Source organism: Azoarcus sp. TTM-91, from assembly GCF_012911025.1.
In the GTDB taxonomy this organism is placed as follows: domain Bacteria; phylum Pseudomonadota; class Gammaproteobacteria; order Burkholderiales; family Rhodocyclaceae; genus Azoarcus.
The window spans coordinates 126539-145682 of sequence record NZ_WUEI01000002.1; the positions used below are offsets into that span (position 1 = coordinate 126539).

General features: G+C 70.2%; 12 protein-coding genes. 6 read left to right on the forward strand and 6 right to left on the reverse strand.

Going from position 1 to position 19144, the window contains the following annotated elements; translation table 11 throughout:
* Positions 1-99 precede the first annotated feature (99 nt).
* The 5 genes from cysK (at position 100) to GRF61_RS01350 (ending at position 5396) form a co-directional block, all read left to right on the forward strand.
* Positions 100-1032, forward strand: a complete 933-nt coding sequence (cysK, locus tag GRF61_RS01330; RefSeq protein WP_169148937.1) for a cysteine synthase A — start codon at positions 100-102, stop codon at positions 1030-1032.
* A 208-nt stretch (positions 1033-1240) separates the two neighbouring features.
* Positions 1241-2851, forward strand: coding sequence for a Na/Pi symporter (locus GRF61_RS01335; protein ID WP_348982328.1), 1611 nt, complete (start codon positions 1241-1243; stop codon positions 2849-2851).
* Between the two features lie 82 nt (positions 2852-2933).
* Positions 2934-3431, forward strand: a complete 498-nt coding sequence (rfaE2, locus tag GRF61_RS01340) for a D-glycero-beta-D-manno-heptose 1-phosphate adenylyltransferase (RefSeq protein WP_169148939.1) — start codon at positions 2934-2936, stop codon at positions 3429-3431.
* 219 nt (positions 3432-3650) lie between these two features.
* Positions 3651-4739 carry a porin gene (locus GRF61_RS01345; protein WP_169148940.1) on the forward strand — a complete coding sequence of 363 codons (1089 nt, stop codon included), beginning with the start codon at positions 3651-3653 and terminating at the stop codon, positions 4737-4739.
* A gap of 129 nt (positions 4740-4868) precedes the next feature.
* Positions 4869-5396 (forward strand): hypothetical protein, encoded by a 528-nt coding sequence (locus GRF61_RS01350; RefSeq protein ID WP_169148941.1) that lies wholly within the window; start codon positions 4869-4871, stop codon positions 5394-5396.
* 201 nt (positions 5397-5597) lie between these two features.
* On the opposite strand, the gene GRF61_RS01355 is transcribed toward GRF61_RS01350, so the two are convergent.
* From GRF61_RS01355 to GRF61_RS01365, 3 genes are read right to left on the reverse strand one after another with little or no spacing between them, the layout of a single operon-like run.
* Complete coding sequence (locus tag GRF61_RS01355) at positions 5598-8789, reverse strand: PAS domain S-box protein (protein WP_169148942.1); 3192 nt, start codon at positions 8787-8789, stop codon at positions 5598-5600.
* A complete protein-coding gene (locus tag GRF61_RS01360; protein ID WP_169148943.1) occupies positions 8786-9943 on the reverse strand; it encodes an ABC transporter substrate-binding protein in 1158 nt (385 codons plus the stop codon). Before GRF61_RS01360 ends, GRF61_RS01355 begins: the two co-directional genes overlap by 4 nt.
* Position 9944: 1 nt before the next feature.
* Positions 9945-12164, reverse strand: a complete 2220-nt coding sequence (locus tag GRF61_RS01365) for an EAL domain-containing protein (protein ID WP_169148944.1) — start codon at positions 12162-12164, stop codon at positions 9945-9947.
* Positions 12165-12304: 140 nt separating this feature from the next.
* Here GRF61_RS01365 and recQ point away from each other — a divergent pair, with 140 nt between their 5' ends.
* On the forward strand, positions 12305-14119 hold the full coding sequence (gene recQ, locus GRF61_RS01370) for a DNA helicase RecQ (protein ID WP_248281061.1): 1815 nt from the start codon (positions 12305-12307) through the stop codon (positions 14117-14119).
* An 86-nt stretch (positions 14120-14205) separates the two neighbouring features.
* Here recQ and GRF61_RS01375 read toward each other — a convergent pair whose 3' ends face one another.
* The 3 genes from GRF61_RS01375 to GRF61_RS01385 all read right to left on the reverse strand — a co-directional run bounded on the left by GRF61_RS01375 (position 14206) and on the right by GRF61_RS01385 (position 19092).
* Positions 14206-14550 carry an FKBP-type peptidyl-prolyl cis-trans isomerase gene (locus GRF61_RS01375; RefSeq protein ID WP_133589580.1) on the reverse strand — a complete coding sequence of 115 codons (345 nt, stop codon included), beginning with the start codon at positions 14548-14550 and terminating at the stop codon, positions 14206-14208.
* A 34-nt stretch (positions 14551-14584) separates the two neighbouring features.
* A complete protein-coding gene (gene msrA / locus GRF61_RS01380; RefSeq protein ID WP_169148946.1) occupies positions 14585-15145 on the reverse strand; it encodes a peptide-methionine (S)-S-oxide reductase MsrA in 561 nt (186 codons plus the stop codon).
* Positions 15146-15228: 83 nt separating this feature from the next.
* Positions 15229-19092 (reverse strand): translocation/assembly module TamB domain-containing protein, encoded by a 3864-nt coding sequence (locus GRF61_RS01385; protein ID WP_348982327.1) that lies wholly within the window; start codon positions 19090-19092, stop codon positions 15229-15231.
* Positions 19093-19144: the final 52 nt, after the last annotated feature.

Sequence of the window (19144 nt, forward strand, 5' to 3'; positions counted from 1 at the left end):
TGCATCGCCTTAGTTCTGAACTTATAGGTTCAGGTGCTTAGGCAGGCCGGCGAATCCTCCTAGAATGGCGCGACCCGACTTTTCCCCGGAGGAATCCAGATGAAGATCGCCAGCAACGTCACCGAACTGATCGGCAACACCCCGCTCGTCCGCCTCAACCGCCTGGCCGCGGGGCTGGACGCCACCATCGCCCTCAAGCTCGAGTTCTTCAACCCGGCCCACAGCGTGAAGGACCGCATCGCCGCGGCCATGCTGGATGCCGCCGAAAAGGCCGGCAAGATCGGCCCGGATACCATCATCCTCGAGCCCACTTCCGGCAACACCGGCATCGGCCTGGCCATGGTCTGCGCCGCACGCGGCTACAAGTGCACCATCGTCATGCCGGAGACCATGAGCCGCGAGCGCCGCCTGCTGATGAAGGCCTACGGCGCCGAGCTGATCCTGACGCCGGGGCCGGACGGCATGGGCGGCGCCATCGCCAAGGCCAGGGCCCTGGCCGAAGCCGACCCGCGCTACTTCATCCCGCAGCAGTTCGAGAACCCGGCCAACCCGGAAATCCACCGCAACACCACCGCCGAGGAAATCTGGCGCGATACCGATGGCCAGGTCGACATCTTCGTCTCCGGCGTGGGCACCGGCGGCACCATCACCGGCGTCGGCGAAGTGCTGAAGGCGCGCCGCCCGGGCGTGAAGATCGTCGCCGTCGAGCCGGATGCCAGCCCGGTGCTGTCCGGTGGCCCGAAGGGCCCGCACCCCATCCAGGGCATAGGCGCCGGCTTCGTGCCGGCCATCCTCAATACCGAGGTTTATGACGAAGTCGTCCGGGTGAAGAACGAGGACGCCTTCACCGTCGCCCGCGCACTGGCCGCGCAGGAAGGCCTGCTGGTCGGCATCTCCTCCGGCGCCGCGGTGCAGGCCGCGCTGGAAATCGCCAAGCGGCCGGAGAGCAAGGGCAAGCTCATCGTCGTCGTCATCCCCTCCTTCGGCGAGCGCTACCTCTCCACCGCGCTGTACTCCCACCTGGAGGCCTGATCCCTCGCGGGATTCCCACCGCCCTCCGGCAGCAACACCGCGGGGCCGGGCAGAAGCGCAGGCTTCTCCCCGGCCCCGCTGCCGTATTACGCTTCACACCCTGCTCCGCAGCGCACGGGGCACTGCATAGAAGGAAAACACCCTGGAAACCGGTCTACCCTCCGCATTCGAAACCGCCTCCGGCTTCTTCGGCGGCATCGGCCTCTTCCTGCTCGGCATGCACCTGCTCACCGACGGCCTCAAGCTCGCCGCCGGCCGCGCACTGGAAGACATGCTGGAACGCTCCACCTCCACCCGCCTGCGCGGCCTCGCCGCCGGCGTGCTCATCACCTCGCTGGTGCAGTCCTCCACCGCGGTCACCCTGGCCAGCATCGGCTTCGTGAATACCGGGCTGCTGTCGCTGCAGAACGGGTTGTGGGTGATCTTCGGCTCCAACGTCGGCTCCACCATGAACGCCTGGCTGGTGGCCGCGCTCGGCTTCGGCTTCAAGATCGACGCCTTCGCCCTGCCCTTCGTCGGCACCGGCGCCATCCTCATGGTCGCCACCCGCGCGGTGCGCGGCCGCGCGCTGGGCCAGGCGCTGGCCGGCTTCGGCCTGCTGTTCATCGGCATCGGCGTGCTGCAGGACACCTTCTCCGCCTTCGGCCGCGGCTTCGATCTCGCCGCTCTCGCCATTCCCGGCGTTACCGGCTACCTGCTGCTGGTCGGCCTCGGCACCGTACTGACGCTGCTGATGCAGGCCTCCGGCGCGGTCATCGCCCTGGTCATCACCGCCGCCCAGACCGGCCTGGTGCCCATCGAAACCGCCTGTGCCATCGCCATCGGCACCAACATCGGCACCACCTTCACCGCCATCCTCGCCGCCATCGGCGCCACGCCCAACGCCAAGCGGCTGGCCGCCTCGCATGTGTTCTTCAACCTCATCGCCAGCGCGGTGGCGCTGATGCTGCTGCCGCTGCTGATCGCCTTCGTCGAGCGCATCGGCGGCTGGTTCGGCGGCACGCCGACGCCGGCGGTGATGATCGCCCTCTTCCACACCACGGTGAACGTGCTCGGCGTGCTGCTGATGGTGCCGCTGGCCGACTGGCTGCTGCGCGTCCTCTCCGCCCGCTTCGGCGGCGACGAGAACGAGACCCGGCCGCAGTACCTGGACGCCAACGCCGTCGCCGTGCCCGACCTCGCGGTACGCGCACTGCGCCGCGAGCTCGGCCGCACCCAGCAGTACGCCTGCGCCGCGCTGGCCTGCGCCGCCGCCCAGCCGGCCGACACCACCGGCGTGCAGACGGCCCGCACCCGGCTGGAAACCCTGGCCGAGGCCATAGACCGCTACAGCGGCCGCATCACCTCCCTCAGCCTGCCGCTGGCGCTGGGCGAACGCCTCGCCCGCAGCCTGCGCGTGCTGCAGTACCAGCAGACCGGCACCGACTACGGCCGCCACGCCGCCGAACTCGGCGGCCTGCTCGGCCCCCTGGCGGACGAGGAACTCGCTGCCGCCGCGCTCGCTTTCACCACCGCCACCGCCGAACTTGCCCGCCAGGCAGAGACCGACACCGAGGGCTTCCGCGCCGCCGCGCTGGAGGAACAGCTGCTGCGGGTGGAGAGCGACTACGCCCGGCTGAAGGAAAACCTGCTCGCCGCCGGCGCCCACGCCCGCCTCAACATCCATGAGATGCAGGAGCGGCTGCGCCAGGCCAGCCTGCTGCGGCGGGCGGCCGAGCAGGCGGCCAAGGCGGCGCGCCACCTCGCCGCGCTGGACTGCGGCGCGATGGAACCGCAGGACGGCGGCGCCCAGGCTGCCGAACTCGCCGACGTCGCCTGATCCCCGGCCCGCGCCGCGCACGCCCCCGCTGGCGGACGCGGGCTAGAATTCCGCCCTTTCCTCCAGTCAGGCGCCTCCGACCATGAGCACCCGCCCCTACGCCCGCCCCGCCTTCGAAGCCAAGATCTGCCCGCCGGAGCAACTGGCCGAACGCGCCGCCGCCCTGCCGCAGCCGCTGGTGTTCACCAACGGCTGCTTCGACATCCTGCACCGCGGCCACGTCACCTACCTGGCGCAGGCGCGGGCGCTAGGCGCGGCCATGGTGGTGGCCCTCAACACCGACGCCTCGGTGAAGCGCCAGGGCAAGGGCGACGACAGGCCGATGAACCCGCTCGAAGACCGCCTGGCGGTGATGGCCGCGCTCGACAGCGTGGACCTGGTCACCTGGTTCGACGAGGACACGCCGCTTGCCCGCATCCTCGAGGCGCGCCCCGGCATCCTGGTGAAGGGCGGCGACTGGGCGCCCGAACGCATCGTCGGCGCGACGGAAGTACGCGGCTGGGGCGGCGAAGTCCACTCTATTCCGTTCGAAGTAGACCGCTCCACCACCGCGCTGATCCGCCGCATCCGCGGAAAGTAATAGCCGGCCGGCTGAAGAAGGGCAGCCGGTTTCGCTTCATGCCATACAGATTTCTTTAATTTTTCTGAAACCTCCTATTTAAATTCCTGCAAAACAGGACGGACACACTGGCGCCCGCCGCAATAGCGGACTCCCTTACGGCGGGCCCCCTCCCATACCGCCGTCCGTCAGACAGGAACCCCGGGCAGCCAAGCAGGCAGCCCGATCTGGAGATTTTGGATGAAACTCAAAGCACTGCCCTTGCTGCTGGCCGGCCTCGCGCTGAGCGCGCCCGCCACCGTCCTCGCCGCCGGCCCGACGGTTTACGGCAAGGTGAACGCTTCCTTGCAGAAGTTCGACATGGAGCAGATCAGCGGCGGCCAGGTCGTCAGCGAGCGCGATGACTGGCAGATGCGCAGCAACGCTTCCCGCATCGGCGTCAAGGGCGACTACGACATCAACGAAAGTCTGAAGGCCGTCTACAAGCTCGAGTACGAGATCTCGGTCGATACCGGCACCAACAGCAACGGCCGCGAATTCGCCGCCCGCAACATCGTCGGCGGCCTGCAAGGCAGCTGGGGCACCTTCCTCTTCGGCCGTCACGACACGCCGCTGAAGCTCATCCAGGAGAAGGTCGACCGCTTCAACGATCTGCAGATCGGCGACATGTCGAACTTCCTCGTCGGCGAGTTCCGCCGCGACAACATGATCATGTACACCTCGCCGGACTTCAGCGGCTTCAACCTCACCGCCGCCTTCTCGCCGGGCGAGAGCGCCATCGGCGCCGACGGCAAGGAAGACGACAGCCTGGCCGACTCCGCCTCCTTCGCGCTGACCTATGGCGCCGGCACCGACCTCTACCTGGCACTGGCCCACGAGCAGAACATGGCCAGCAACAGCAGCGCGGGCAGCTCGGACATCACCCGCCTGGTCGGCGAAGTGAAGCTGGGCGCGGTGAAGGTGGGCGCGCTGTACCAGACCGCCCGCCAGCACAAGAGCGAAGACGCCATCGCCGGCGTTCCTTCCGGCATCAACCAGTTCGGCGGCAGCTTCGAGAAGCAGGACGCCTGGCTGCTGAGCGGTGAATGGGCCGCGACCAAGGCCATCGTGCTGAAGGCCCAGTACGGCTACTCCGAGAGCAAGCCGCTGACCGCCAACCGCTCCGACGCCGAAGCCACCCAGATCGCGGTCGGCATCGACTACAAGCTGGACAAGAACTCCAAGTTCTATGGCTACTACGCCCAGGTCGACGTCGAAGGCGACAGCGCTTACAGCACCGGCAAGCCGTCGGACAAGACCATAGGCGTGGGCTACGAGATCAACTTCTGATCTCCGCTTCCCCGGCTTCTCGCTTCATCGCATCGGCATCGGCGGGTTTCCCCGCTGGTGCCTTTGCCCGCTGAAAACAATCCCCCGCATCCGCCGCCGCACCGGCGGCCCCGCTACAGGACCTTCCAGATGACCCGCTCCCGCCTGCAACTCTCCCTCCTCCTGCTCGCCAGCCTGCTGCCCGGCCCGGCAATGGCCGAGTCCGACGTCGACCAGGCCGACTCCCTGCGCTTCCAGCAGTTCTTCGAGGACAAGAGCGATTCGATCAAGGTCTGGCGCGAAACCGACGGCAAGATCGAGAGCGGCCGGCGCAAGCCCATGGTGAAGGCCTATGAGGACGGTGGCGCCGCAGCCAAACCGGCTACCGCCAATTCCGCGACCGCTGGCGCCGCCAATACCCCGCGCACAATCGCACCGGCGACGGCCAAGCCCGCCGCTGCGGCTGCGCCGGAAGAGCTCCGCGGCATGCGCTACGAGATCCGCGAGCGCTACACCCTGGACCGCAGCGACGACACGCCCTACTCTGCGCTGCACGTGGTCACCGCCATGCACAAGCAGATGGCCGGCCTGTGCCCCAAGGGCTGGCGCAAATACGCCGAGCGCAGCGAGCCGGTAGGCAAGGATTTTTTCCTGTACTACGAGCTGGAATGCCTCTGAGGCTGCACGCGGAAAAGTGGCTGGAAGGCGGGGCGGGAGGCACCGTCGCAGGGCGCCGGCAGGGACTGGCGCCCTCCCCGCTCAGGGAGACAACCGGTCGCCTGATCCTGGAACGAACGGGTCGCGCCAACTCCCGCCAGCCCCCCGGAGCAGGCTGAAGGCGCCGCACCAGCGGACGACCTCCGCTGCCGCCCGCGTCGCTCAGGCGTCCTTCACACCCTTGCCAGCGTCCGTCGTGCTGGCGCTTTCTTCTCCCGCCGCCGGCAAAGGCTCCAGGGCGCCGACGCCCGGCCGGCGCGGCAGCCGCAGGCGCATGGTGGTGCCGCAGCCGGGCGCGCTGCTCACGTCTATGCTGCCGCCCAGCAGGTCGCGCACCAGCGAATCGACGATGTGCAGGCCCAGCCCGCTGCCACCCTGGCCCAGCCGGGTGGTGAAGAAGGGGTCGAAGATGCGGCGCAGATGGCTGGGCGGAATGCCGCAGCCGTCGTCGCTCACCTCGATCAGCACATGCTCCTCGCCATCCGCGCGGCCGCTGACCTTCACCCGGCCGCTGTCGCGGCCCTCGAAGGCGTGGGTGATGGCGTTGTTGATCAGGTTGGTCAGCACCTGCCCCAGCGGGCCGGGGTAGCTGTCCAGCATCAAGCCTTCGGCCACCTCGGTCTCCAAGGCGTAGGGCAGGCGTTTCAGCGAGGGGCGCAGCGTCATCGCGATCTCGTCCACCACCTCGGTGAGGGCGAACTCCCGCCGCTGCGAACTCGCCTGGTCCACCGCAACCTGGCGGAAGCTGGCCACCAGCTCGGCGGCCCGGCCGAGGTTGCGCTCTATGATGTCGTTGCCTGAAACCGTCTCTTCCAGGTAACGCTCCAGCGAGGAGCGCTTCAGCCCCTGCGCCAGCTCGCGCTGCATGGCGCGGGTATGGTCGCGCACCGTGTTGGAGGCGATCAGGCTGTTGCCCAGCGGGGTGGACAGCTCATGGGCCACACCCGCCACCAGCGAGCCCAGCGCGGCCATCTTCTCCGAGCGCAGCAGGCCCTCCTGAGTGACCCGCAGGTGATCCAGCGCGGCGCTGAGTTCGGCGGTGCGCTCGCTCACCCGCAGTTCCAGCGTGTCGTTGAGCTCCCGCAGCTGCTGCGCCGCCTCGCGCTCGGCGGTGATGTCTTCGTAGGCGACGACGAACATCACCCCCAGCGAGGCCAGCTCCACCTTGTTGCCGGAGACTTCGCACAAGCGCCGGCGGCCGCCGCCCTGCGGCTGCATCCAGGCCTCTTCCGCCTGCACCAGCGGCGCCGCGGCGATACGCTCGAAGAAGCTCGCCCGCTGCTGGGTGTCGCACCACAGGCCGAAGGTGTGATTCACCCTGCCGCGGGAGGCCTCGGCATCGAAGCCGAACAGGCGCTCCCAGGCGGCGTTGGCGTCCACCAGCCGCAGGTCCGCCGACCACACGGCCATCGGCACCGGCGAAGCCTGGAACACCGCCGAAAACTTGCGCTCCGCCTCGCGCCGGGCGCTCTCCTCTTCCAACTGCGCGGTGACGTCGAGGTCGATGCCAACGATGTAGTAGTCGCCCTCCTCCTCGGCCGGAATGGCGAACAGCGTGGCCAGCACCTGCAGCACCCGGCCATCGGCACGGCGCACTTCCATCAGCTCCGGGCCACGGGTGCCGCCGGCGCGGTCTATGCCGGCCAGCATCTGCGCATACTGCTCGGCCTGCCGCGGCGACAGCACCAGCTGCTCCAGCGTGCGTCCGATGGCCTGCCCGGCGGTGAAGCCATACAGGCGCTCGGAGCCCGGGTTCCAGTAGACCACCCGGCCGGCGGCGTCATACCACTGGATGGCGACCTCGGTGGCGTTGTCCAGCATCGCCCGCAGGCGGGCCTCGCTGCGGCGCAGCGCCTCCGCCGCCAGCCAGCGGGCGGTGAGGTCGTGGCCGATGGCGGCGATGCCGCCCTTGCCCCGCTCGCCCAGGTGCAGCGTCCACGCCACCCGGTGATGGCCGCCGGCGCGATCCACCACCTGGCCTTCAAAAGAGGCGGTAGGCGCCCCGGCCCGCAGCGCGGCGACGGCCGCGTCGCACCAGCTGCCGCCGGCGCCCTCCTCGGCCTGCAGGTAGGCATCCAGCGGCCGGCCGGCGAGCGCTTCGGGCATCACGCCCAGCAGGCGGCAGAACGCAGGGTTGGCGTATTCCACCCGCGCCACGTCGTCCAGCCGCAGTACCAGCTCGGAGGTGCTCTCCAGGATCTCGCGGTAGGCCGCCTGGCTGGCGGCGATGGCTTCTTCCCGGCTGTGGATGGCCTCGCTCATGCCGCCGAAGGCCGCGGCCAGTTCGTTGAACTCGACTACCCGCGAGCGCCGCCAGCGCAGGCCGTAATCGCCGCGGGCGACCTGCTCGGCGAATTCGCCCAGACTGCGGAACTGGCGGCCGAACAGCGCGGCCTGCATGCCAGCGCCAGCCAGGCCCAGCACCACCGCGCACAGCAGGCCCAGCATCATGATGGCGCCGGCGGTGCGCGCCGGCCGGTAGGCCTCCACCGTGGGCCGCATCACCAGCACCCGCCAGTCCAGCTCCGGGATGCGCAGCAGGGAGCCCACCATCTCCTCGCCCATCATCTCGAAATGCACCAGCGGCCATTCATCGCGACTGCGGTCGCGGACGAAATCGAAGCCGCTGAAATCCTGGTAGTGGGTATCGGGGTCGGCGGAAGAGTCCACCAGCACATGGCCGCGCCTGTCCAGTACCAGCGTGGCCACGCTGCTGCCCTCGCTGAGGCCCTGCACCCGCGTCATGAAATCCTTCAGCTGCAGCTCGGCGATGACGGTGTGGGCGCCGATGCGGTAGGCCACCGCCACCGTGCGGCGGGCGCTGACTGGCGACAGGAAGGCGTCCGTCCAGCGCACGTCCGCGGCATCCTGCGCCAGCCGCCACAGCGGGTGGGAAGAGAAGTCTAGGCCGATCAGCTCATCCCGCAGCAGCCTGCGCTCGGACTCCACGCCGACGCCGACCACCATGCCCAGGCCATCCAGCAGATAAACGTTGGAGAAGCCGCTGCCGGCATCGACGAAGGCATCCAGCCGGGCAGACAGCGTCGCCTCCGGCCCGCGGCCGAGGTCGGCGAGGATGCGGGCGAAGCTGGAGACGGCGAAGCGGGGCCCATCCAGCACCGACTCCACCTGAGCGCGGATGGCGCGGGCAAGCTGGATCTGGCGGCGCTCCACCTCGCCCTCGTTCTGCGGCAGCAGCCAGCCGACCACCAGCGGGTAGACGATGGCGAAGGTGATGGTGGCGACCAGGATGGAGCGCAGGAACAGCAGGTGCGAGAGCCGCGCCGCCGGCAGCCGCAGCCGCGCCCGCCAGCGCGGCGGCAAACCGGGCCACAGGCGCGACAGGCGGCTCATCGGGCTTCGCCCCCGTCCAGCAGCGCCACCTTGCGGTACTGCCCCACCCGCACCACCGCCATGAAGAGATCACGGCGGGAATCCCCGTAGGCGTCCAGCGCCACCCTGTGCTGCAGGCCGTCGAAACCGCCGTGGGCGAGCAGGCGCCGGCGCACCTCGGCGCGGCTCGCGTCCGGCGCTTCGCGCAGGGTGTCGAGCAGCAGATGGGCGGCGTCGTAGGCGGCCACGCTGACGATGCCGGGCGCCACCTGGAAGCGCTCGATGTAACTGCGGCGGAAGGCGATGTAGGCCGGCGCGCTGCTGTCGCGGTCGAAGAACTGCGGCACGTACATGCCCTCCACCGCGCGGCCGCCTATCTCCATCAACTGCTCGGTGGCTGCCCACTCCGACGCCGCCAGGCGCAGCCGCGGCTCCCGCGCCCGCACCAGCCGGGCGATGCGCGACACATCCACCACGCTGGCCACCGCCACCACCAGGTCCGGCCGGGCGGCCAGGATGCGCTCGACCTGGGGGCGCAGCCTGGACGGCGTGTCGCCACGGAAGGACTCCCGGCGCACCACGCTGCCGCCGCCGGCCGTGAACGCGCTCTCGAAGCTGTCGGCCCAGTCCGCGGTGTAGGCGGCGTTGGCCTCGTCGGTGATCAAGGCCACCCGCCGGCTGCCCTCGGCCTGCAGGAAGTAGCGGGCGCTGACCGAACCATAGGTGTGCGCGGTGGAGACCACGCGCAGGAAGTAGTCGTCCTTGCCCTGCAGCTGGCTGCCGGTAACCGAGGGCGACAGCAGCGTCACCCCGGCCTCGTTCGCCATCGGCACCACCACCTCGGCCACCGAACTGGTCATCGGCCCGATCACCGCCACCACGCCGGCATCGATCAGCGCCTTCATGGCGACCTGGGCGGTCTCCGGCTGCTGGCCATCGTCCCTCACTACCAGTTCGAAGCGGCGGCCGGACTGGCTGGCGTTGGCGTCGTCCAGCGCCATCAGCACGCCGCTGCGCGCCTCGATGGACGCATCCGAGAAGCGCCCGCTGAGGCTGCCGATGAAGCCGATGCGCACCGGCTCCGGCTTGGCGCAGGCGCCGGCGGCCAGCACCGCCGCCACCGCCAGCACGCCGGCGGCGAGGCGGCGCCAGCCCGCGCCCCGGCCCGCACCCATGTCAGCCGCGGGCACCGGCGTGGGCGCGCAGCCAGGCCAGCCACTCGGCTGCCGGCATCGGCTTGGCATACAGCCAGCCCTGGCCCAGTTCGCAGCCCATGGCGCGCAGCGCCTCGGCCTGGGCTTCGGTCTCTATGCCCTCGGCCACCAGCTCCAGGCCGAGGCGGTGGCCCAGGCCGCACACCAGCTCGGCGATCTCCGCGCCCTTGCCCGGGCGATCGAGCTCGGAGACGAAGCTGCGGTCTATCTTCAGCCGGTCCACACGCATCTGCTGCAGGTAGGAGAGCGAGGAAAAGCCGGTGCCGAAGTCGTCTATCGCCACCTCCAGGCCCATGGCCTTGATCTGGTCGAACAGCTCGATCATCCGCCCCGGCTCGCCCATGGCCACCGACTCGGTGATCTCCAGCTCGATGCAGTGCGGCCGCACGCCGCTGTCGGCCACCGCGGCGCGCAGCTTGTCGAGGAAGCTGGGGTCGCGGAACTGGATGGAGGAGACGTTGATCGCCATGCGGATATCGAAGCCCGCCTCCGCCATCTCGGCGGCCTGCCGGCAGGCGTGGCGTATCACCCTTTCGCCCAGCGGGGTGATGAGGCCGGAGCGCTCGGCCAGGGCGATGAAGCGGTCCGGCGGCACCATGCGGCCATCGGCGGCGCGCCAGCGCAGCAGCGCCTCGGCGCCGACGCAGCGGCCGCTCGCCAGCTCGATCTGCGGCTGGTAGACGAGGAAGAGATGATCGTCGGCAAAAGCCTTGCGCAGCTCATTGAGCAGATTGACGCGGTCGCGGATCTCCTCGCCGATGCGGCGGGTGTAGCTGGTGAGGCTGCCGCGCTCGGCGCGCTTGGCCTGCTTGAGGGCGAGGAAGGCATCCTCCAGCGCCTCGCTGCCGTCGCCCTGCACCTCCTTCAGCCGCACCAGGCCGATGGTGACGGAGACGGTGATCTCGTTGCCCTCCACCGCCAGCGGCCGCTCGAACAGCCCCGCCAGGGTGGCTTCGTCCGGGCTGCTGCCGCACCAGAAAACCGCGAAAGTGTCGCTGCCCACCCGCGCCACCTGGGCATCGCCGCAGCCGTGCGCCAGGCGCTCGGCCACCGCCTGCAGCAGGCAATCGCCGAAGCGGTGGCCGAGGGCACCGTTGATCTCGCCGAAGTGATCCACGTCGATCACCGCCAGCAGGCCGTCGCCGCGGGGACCGGCGGCGAGGTGGCGGTCAACCAGCTCGATGAGGTGACGCCGGTTGGGCAGGTTGAGCAGTTGGTCGTAGTAGGAGTAGGCGTTCAGCCGCTCCAGCAGGTGGGCGTTGTCCAGGCAGACGGAAACGTTGGCGCAGAACATCTGGATGAGGTGGGCATCCAGCCCTTCGTCCACCAGCTCCGCATCCACGTACGCGGCCAGCGCGCAGTCGGAGCCGCCGCCGATGTGCAGCGCCAGGCCGTTGCCCGCCTCCAGCACGGTGGCGCCCTCCGCCAGCGCCCGCTCCAGCATGCCGGCGATGAGGGGGTCGCCGATGGCGGACAGGGGATGGCTGATGGCATGCTCGAAGCGGCCGGCGGCGGCGATCACCACCGGCCGGGTGTCGCCATCCCGGCGGGCACAGACCAGGCCCTCCGGCTGCAAGCCCAGCAGGGCGGCGATCTGGGTAATCACGCCGGCGGCGAACTCGGCGATGCCGCTGGTCTGCAGCAGCGAGGCGCTGCCATTGATGATCTTGCTGAGGCCGATGCGCCCAGCATTGATGACGTGGATCTGCATGTAGGTGCGGATCGCCGCCGTCAGCGCCGCATACAGCCGGCCGCGGGAAAGCTCGGTCTTGTTCTTGTAGTCGTTGATGTCGTAGTCGCGTATCGCCTCCAGCTCGGGGGCGTAGCCGGGCTGGCCGGTGCGCAGGATGATGCGCGTCTCGCGCAGCGCGTAGCGGTTGCGGATCTCCTCCACCAGCCGCAGGCCGGCATCCTCGGTCTCCATCACCACGTCGAGCAGGATCACCGCCAGATCGGCGCCCTGGGCGAAGAAGCTGCGCGCCTCGGCGGCGGAATGGGCATGCAGGAACTGCAGCGGCCGGCCGAGGATCTCGGTGCCGGAGAGGCTCAGCTCGGTGCTGCGGTGTACATCCTCGTCGTCATCGACGATCAGTATCTTCCATGCCAACCGGCTCCTTTCCCCATGCGGCCCGGTTACGGGTTGCGGTTCATCGGCAAACTCGAGCAGATCGTCGTCGCTCATGCAGGCTCCGGTTACTGGCGCTAAGTGCGTGTCGTCCGCAACACTGTCCGACGGACGGCAGGATGCCGCAGTTTAGAGCAGCGACGCCACGCCGCATACAGCGCCGGCGCTCGCCGGTAGAATAGCCGCCGATGTCGCCCATGCCGCCCGCCCCCTCCGCACTCCACGTCCTAGAACACGTCTTCGGCTACACCGCCTTCCGCGGTCCGCAGCAGGACATCGTCGAGCATGTCGCCGCCGGCGGCGACGCCCTGGTGCTGATGCCCACCGGCGGCGGCAAATCCCTGTGCTACCAGGTGCCGGCGCTGCTGCGCGAGGGCACCGCCATCGTGGTGTCGCCACTGATCGCGCTGATGCACGACCAGGTGAGCGCGCTGGTGGAAGCCGGCGTTTCCGCCGCCTTCCTCAACTCCAGCCTGGACATGGACCGCGCCCGCGCGGTGGAGCGCGCGCTCTACGACGGCGAGCTGGACCTGCTCTACGTCGCCCCCGAGCGACTGATGACGCCGCGCTTCCTCGATCAGCTCGACCACCTACGCGACACCGGCCGGCTGGCGCTGTTCGCCATCGACGAAGCGCACTGCGTGTCCCAGTGGGGCCACGACTTCCGCCCGGAATACTTGCAGCTCTCCATCCTGCCGGAGCGCTACCCCTCGATTCCGCGCATCGCCCTCACCGCCACCGCCGACCGCCAGACGCGCGAGGAAATCGCCCAGCGCCTGCGGCTGGAGGACGCGCGCCGCTTCGTCTCCAGCTTCGACCGCCCCAACATCCGCTACACCATCGTGGACAAGCAGGACGCGCGGCGCCAGCTGCTCGGCTTCATCCGCGAGGACTTCCCCAGCGACGCCGGCATCGTCTACTGCCTGTCCCGCCGCAAGGTGGAAGAGACCGCCGCCTGGCTGTGCGAGCAGGGCGTCAACGCCCTGCCCTACCACGCCGGCCTGCCGGCCGAGCAGCGCGCCGAGCACCAGACCCGCTTCCTGCGCGAGGACGGCCTGGTGATGGTGGCCACCATCGCCTTCGGCATGGGCATCGACAAGCCGGACGTGCGCTTCGTCGCCCACCTAGACCTGCCGCGCTCCATCGAGGGCTACTACCAGGAAACCGGCCGCGCCGGCCGCGACGGCCAGCCGGCGCAGGCATGGATGGCCTGGGGCGCACAGGACGTGGTACAGCAGCGGCGGATGATCGACGAATCCGAAGCCGGCGAGGATTTCAAGCGCCTGGCGCGCAACCGGCTCGACGTGCTGGTCGGCCTGGTGGAAGCCACCACCTGCCGGCGCCAGCACCTGCTCGCCTATTTCGGCGAGGACGCCGCGCCCTGCGGCAACTGCGACAACTGCCTGAACCCGCCGCAGACCTGGGACGCCACCGACGCCGCGCGCAAGGCGCTGTCCTGCGTCTATCGCACCGGCCAGCGCTACGGCGCCGGCCACCTCATCGACGTGCTGCGCGGCGAGCGCAGCGAGAAGGTGCTGGAGCGCGGGCACGACCAGGTGAGCACCTTCGGCATCGGCGCCGAGCTGGACGAAAAGCAGTGGCGCACCCTGTTCCGCCAGCTGGTGGCGCGCGAATACGTGGCGGTGGACCACGAGCGCTACGGCGCGCTGGCGCTCACCGACCTGGCCCGCCCGCTGCTGCGCGGCGAAGCCGAGTTCCTGATGCGGCTGGTGCCGGAGCGCGACAAGCGCCGCAGCAAGCGCCCGGCCCGCATCGACATCCCCGGCGGCATCCCGACCACGCTGTTCGACCGCCTGCGCGCCTGGCGCGCCGAGACGGCCAAGGAGCGCAACGTGCCGGCCTATGTCATCTTCCACGACGCCACGCTGCGCGAGATCGCGGTCGCCCGCCCGTCCAGCCGCGATGAGCTGGCCGGCATCTCCGGCATCGGCGACCGCAAGCTGGACGCCTACGGCGATGCCATCCTGCAGGTGATCGCGGAGACGAACTGAAGCGCCCCGGCGCCAACCGGACGGCCAAACAAAAACGCCGGCACAAGCCGGCGTTTCTTCTTACCGCGCGAGCAAGCTGAACAGGCTCACAGCACCTTCAGCAGCTCCACTTCGAACACCAGGGTGGCGTTCGGCGGAATCACGCCGCCGGCGCCGCGTGCGCCGTAGCCCAGCTCCGGCGGAATCGTCAGCTTGCGCGTGCCGCCCACCTTCATGCCCTGCACGCCCTCGTCCCAGCCGCGGATCACGTGGCCGGCGCCCAGCGGGAAGTTGAACGGGTCGTTGCGATCCTTGCTGGAGTCGAACTTGGTGCCGTCGGTCAGCCAGCCGGTGTAGTGCACCGACACCATGGCGCCCTTCTCGGCGAGGTCGCCGCTGCCGCTCTCGATGTCCTCGTAGACGAGGCCGCTGGGCGTGGTGGTCTGGGTCATCGGGGTTCTCCTGCGTGATCGAAAAGCGGCGATTCTACCCGCCCTGCCGCCGGCGGCCGGCAAACTTCTCGCGGAACTTGGCCACCTTGGGCGCCACCACGTACTGGCAGTAGGGCTGGTCGCTGTTGTTGGCGTAGTACTCCTGGTGCTCCACCTCGGCCGGCCAGAAGGGACCGGCGCGCTCGACGCGGGTGACGATGGCGTGCGGGTAAACGCGCGCCTCGCCGAGTTCCTCGATCAGCGCCAGCGCGGTGTGGAACTGCTCGTCGGAGGTGAAGTAGATCACCGAGCGGTACTGGGTGCCGATGTCGTTGCCCTGGCGGTCCAGGGTCGTGGGATCGTGGATGGTGAAGTAGATCTCCAGCAGCTCGCGGAAGCTGATGCGCGCCGGGTCGAACTCGATCTTCACCACTTCGACGTGGCCGGTGCCGCCAGCGCACACCTGGCGGTAGGTGGGGGCCTCGAGGTGGCCGCCGCTGTAGCCGGAGACCACCGACTCCACCCCCTCCACTTCGAGGAACACCGCTTCCAGGCACCAGAAGCATCCGCCGCCCAGAATCGCCGTCTCTCGCCGGGTTTCGTTAGTCGTCGTCATTTCGTTCGCCTCTCTCTGTTCTCTTGGGGTTTTGCTCATAAGACAACATAGCCGACGCCGCATTCAAGCGTCGGTTCCCGATATCAACGGAAAGAGAGGGAGTAATACACATCCAGCGCGTTGTCGGTGCCGCCGCGGGCCACCAGCGACACCCGGCGGCTGAGCTGGTAGCTGAGCTTCACCAGCGTCTCTGCGCCGCCCAGGCTCTGCTCGAAGGACAGCATCAGGTCGGAGGACAGGCGCTTGCCCACCGACAGCACCTGGCCGGTGACGGTGGGGTCGCTCACCGTGCTGCCACCGCCGGCCACCTGGCTGGTGGCGGTGCGGGAAGCGCTGTTGAGCTCGCCCTGGCCGATGGAGAAGCTGTCGAAGCCCAGGCTGCGGGTGAGCTCCTCCGTCATGCCGCCGCCGGGGCCGCCCAGCAGCGCCTGCGCCGCCGGCAGCAACAGTGCGAGGTCGGCGCCGCCGGCGGCGTCCGGCGCCCGGCCGAGCACGATCCACGACAGCTTCTCCGGGTCCGGCACATTGGGCTGGGACACCAGCCTTACCTCCGGCCGCCGCGCGCTGCCGGTGATCGCCACGCCCGCCTCCACCGCCAGGCCCTTGCGCAGCGCGATGATGTTGAGGCCGGGGTTGTCCACCGGGCCCTGGAAGTTCACCAGGCCACGCTCTATCGACAGGTTCTGGCCGTAGCCGCGGAAACTGCCGTCCACGGTGGACACGGTGCCGGTGGCGCTGAGGCCCCGTCCAGGCTGCTGGCGCAGGCGCAGCTCGCCGCCGAGGCGGGTGTCCACCCCCAGCGCGGAGAGGTAGAGGGCATCGCCCAGGGACACCCGCACATCCGCGGTCAGCGCGAAGCCCTCGCCCTCTTCCGCCGGCTGGTCGTTGCGGCCGATGACCACCACGTCTTCCGACAGCGCCGGCGGCGCCGACTCGCCCATCTCCAGGTAGCCGGCATCGGCGCGGAAAGCGGCGTAGATGTTGGCCGAAGACCAGGTGGTGCGTGCCTCGCCCTTGCCGGAGAGGATCAGCCAGCGGTCCGCCCGCTGCAGCAGCGGCAGGCGGTCGGCGCTGAACTGGAAGCGGCCGTCGCCGCTCTCCAGCGCCACCTCCCCGCTGGCTTCCAGCGTGCCCGGCGTGGCGGTGAGGCGGGCGAAAGGCACCCGGTTGTCGCGCGGCCTGGCCCGGTTGGGCGAGACAAAAGCCAGCTTGTTGAGGCTCAGGCGCTCGCGGTCGAAGGCGGCGTCCAGTTCGCCGCCGGACAGGATCAGGCCCTGGTCCACCAGCGCGATCTGCAGGCCGGCGCCCTTGATGGTGCCGGCTGCCTGCGGCGCCGCCGGCGTGCCGCCGACCGAGAACTCGGCATTCAGGCTGCCAGCGGTCTCCACGCTCTCCTCCAGCAGGCGGCCCACCCAGGCGATGGAGGGAATGGACACCGTGGCCGAGCCGGCAAGCGGCGCACCCGGCGCGAGCTGCCAGCCGCCGTCGGCGGTGCGCGACAGCTGGGTGCTGGCTGAGCCGACGACTTCGCCCAGCTCGCGGCCGCGGAGGTTGAAGCTGAAGCCGAGACGATTGGCCTGGGCGGTGAGGCGCGCATCCAGCGTCTCCAGCCCCAGGCTGAGCCCGGCACCGGTATCCAGCCTGAGGTCACCAGACTCGCGGAACAGCCGCGCCTCGCCATCCAGCGTGTTGCTCAGGCGCAGATCCCATTCGGCGCCCAGCGTCAGCGCGCCGCGGCTACGCCGCCGGCCGTCCTGCATGGCCGCCAAGTCCAGCACCAGCCCGGTGAGCGAGCCGCGCACCGCGCTGGAGGCGGGCGACCAGCGGGTTTCCTCCAGCCGGATGCGGCCACGCTCGCCGGCGGAGAAGGCAGCGGTGGCGAGCTGCGCGCGGTCGGCCGCCAGTTCCAGCGCCGCCGGCGCCTCCAGCTTGAGCGGGAAGCGGCCGCCGACCTCCAGCCGGACGAGGCTGCCGCGCCAGCGCGGGCCGCTGGCGGCGGCATCCGCGCCGCCCTCCAGGCTCAGGCTCAAGGTGTCGTGCTGCAATCCCTCGGCGGCAAGTTCGATCACATGCGCGTCACGCCGGCCCTGGACGTTGAGGTTGGCGTTGTCGACCAGCGTGCCGGACTCGCCCGCCTGGCGAACGCCGAGCACGTTCAGCGCCAGCGCGAAGCGGCCGCTCTTGCCCGCTTCCAATGTGCCTTGCCCCTGCGCGCTGGCGATGCGCAGCCCGCCGGGCAAGGCCAGCGCATTGGCAGAGAGCTGCATCGAGCCAGCCGGCTCTTCCAGCCCGCCGCGCACTTCACCCTGCAAGCTGGCCTGGCCGGCCAGGCCGTAGCCCAGCGCGGCCAGCGCCCGGGCATCCACGTTCAGCGTCAGGCGATCGTCCTTGCCGCCCCAGGCGCCGTTGGCGGCGACCTTGTTGCCGGCCACGTCCAGCGCGAGATCCACCAGCGGCAGGCGCTCGCCCTCCAGCCTGAGCTTGCCCTTGCCGGTCAGCGGATGGCCTTGGAAGCGACTTTCCGGCATGGCGAAGGCGAGGTCCAGCGTCAGCGGCTCGGCCAGACGGCCGCTGGCATCCAGGTCCAGGTTGAGCCGCGCCGACGGTGCGCCGGGATAAACCACGCTCGGGTCCAGGCTGCGCAGCTGCGTCCTGGCGGCGAAGCGGCGGGCGCCATCCGCCTCGGCCTGCAGCTCGACCTTGCCGTCCAGCCTGGCGCTGCCCACCTGCAGCGCCAGCTCGGCCTGCTGACGGGCGTCGTCCGCCTCCGCCCGCAGCGAACCGCCTATGCGCTGGCGCGGCAGGCGGCTGTCCAGCCGGGAGGTGTCTATGCCCTCCAGCCGCAGCGCGGCGAGCACCTGGCCGATGACGGCGGCCGGCTCATCCGCGGCCGGTGCGCCGGCAGGCACGGGCGAAGGTTCGGGCGCCTTGCGGCTGGCGCTGCCGCTGATGCGGCCACCGCCGGACAGGCGCAGCTCCAGCCCATCCACGCCGGCCTCGGCGCCGCGCCAGTAGAGCTGGCCGGCCAGGCTGTCCACCGGCAGGCCGCCGCGATCCCAGGTATCCGGCTGGCGGTTGGTCAAGCGCACCGGCCCTTGCAGGCCGATGCCGCCGTCCGCGGTCGCCTGTGCCTGCAGATCGGCATTGAGGTCGAGCCGCGCCTTGGGCGCTTCCGGTGCGAAGCGCGAGGGGTCCAGCCCGCTCAGTTCGAGTTGCAGATTGCGCAGCGGCAACGGTTCGAAGGGCGTGGCTTCGACCTGGCCCTTGCCCTGCATGCCGACGCCCTCGGCCTGCAATTGCAGCCGCGGCGCGAGCAGATCGCCATCGGCGCCGAGATTCAGGCGGTAGTCATGCGCCTCGCGCTGGCCGGCGAGGCTGGCCTTGGCCTTGAGCGGAAAGGGGCTGGCGGCGCCGAGTTCGGCAGCCAGGGTGGCGTCACCGAAAGGCAGGCGGATCTGCAGGCCGTCCAGGCGGTGATGCTCGCGGTCGCTGTGGAAGGCGGCGCGCAGGGTTTCGAAGGAGAAAGCGGGCGGCGCGACCGGATCGTCCAGATCGCGCAGGGCGAAGCGATCCACCTCCAGACTGTCGACCGCCACGACCAGCGGCAGGCGCAGGCTGTCCGGCGCGGTGAGCGAAGAATCGGATTCATCGTCGGGCGCGGCACGGCGGGAAACGTCCACCTCCGCCACCCGCAGGCGCTGGACCGCCAGCTGGCCGGACAACAGCGCGGATGGCCGCCAGTCCAGCTCCAGCCCGCGCAGGTCCAGCACTAGCTGGTCGCTGGCGAAATGCAGCCGGCCGAGCCGCAGCGAGCCGGCCAGGGAGCCGCTGGGCGCCTCGATCTCCACGCCTGCCTTCCGCGCCAGCCCGGCCGCCGTACGCAGGCCGGATTCGGTGCCCAGCAGCCAAGCCGCGGCGGCCAGCGCCACCACGACCAGCAGCAGCATTGTGCAAAGCAGCCACCGGGCGCCCCGGCGCAGGGGGTGGCGGCCCTGGGGG

Excerpts from the sequence above, each read along its gene's own strand:
- cysK (WP_169148937.1), top strand. The coding sequence starts at position 100 with ATGAAGATCGCCAGCAACGTCACCGAACTGATCGGCAACACCCCGCTC.
- rfaE2 (WP_169148939.1), top strand. The coding sequence starts at position 2,934 with ATGAGCACCCGCCCCTACGCCCGCCCCGCCTTCGAAGCCAAGATCTGC.
- GRF61_RS01345 (WP_169148940.1), top strand. The coding sequence starts at position 3,651 with ATGAAACTCAAAGCACTGCCCTTGCTGCTGGCCGGCCTCGCGCTGAGC.
- GRF61_RS01350 (WP_169148941.1), top strand. The coding sequence starts at position 4,869 with ATGACCCGCTCCCGCCTGCAACTCTCCCTCCTCCTGCTCGCCAGCCTG.
- GRF61_RS01355 (WP_169148942.1), bottom strand. The coding sequence starts at position 8,789 with ATGAGCCGCCTGTCGCGCCTGTGGCCCGGTTTGCCGCCGCGCTGGCGG.
- GRF61_RS01360 (WP_169148943.1), bottom strand. The coding sequence starts at position 9,943 with ATGGGTGCGGGCCGGGGCGCGGGCTGGCGCCGCCTCGCCGCCGGCGTG.
- GRF61_RS01365 (WP_169148944.1), bottom strand. The coding sequence starts at position 12,164 with ATGAGCGACGACGATCTGCTCGAGTTTGCCGATGAACCGCAACCCGTA.
- recQ (WP_248281061.1), top strand. The coding sequence starts at position 12,305 with ATGCCGCCCGCCCCCTCCGCACTCCACGTCCTAGAACACGTCTTCGGC.
- GRF61_RS01375 (WP_133589580.1), bottom strand. The coding sequence starts at position 14,550 with ATGACCCAGACCACCACGCCCAGCGGCCTCGTCTACGAGGACATCGAG.
- msrA (WP_169148946.1), bottom strand. The coding sequence starts at position 15,145 with ATGACGACGACTAACGAAACCCGGCGAGAGACGGCGATTCTGGGCGGC.
- GRF61_RS01385 (WP_348982327.1), bottom strand. The coding sequence starts at position 19,092 with ATGCTGCTGCTGGTCGTGGTGGCGCTGGCCGCCGCGGCTTGGCTGCTG.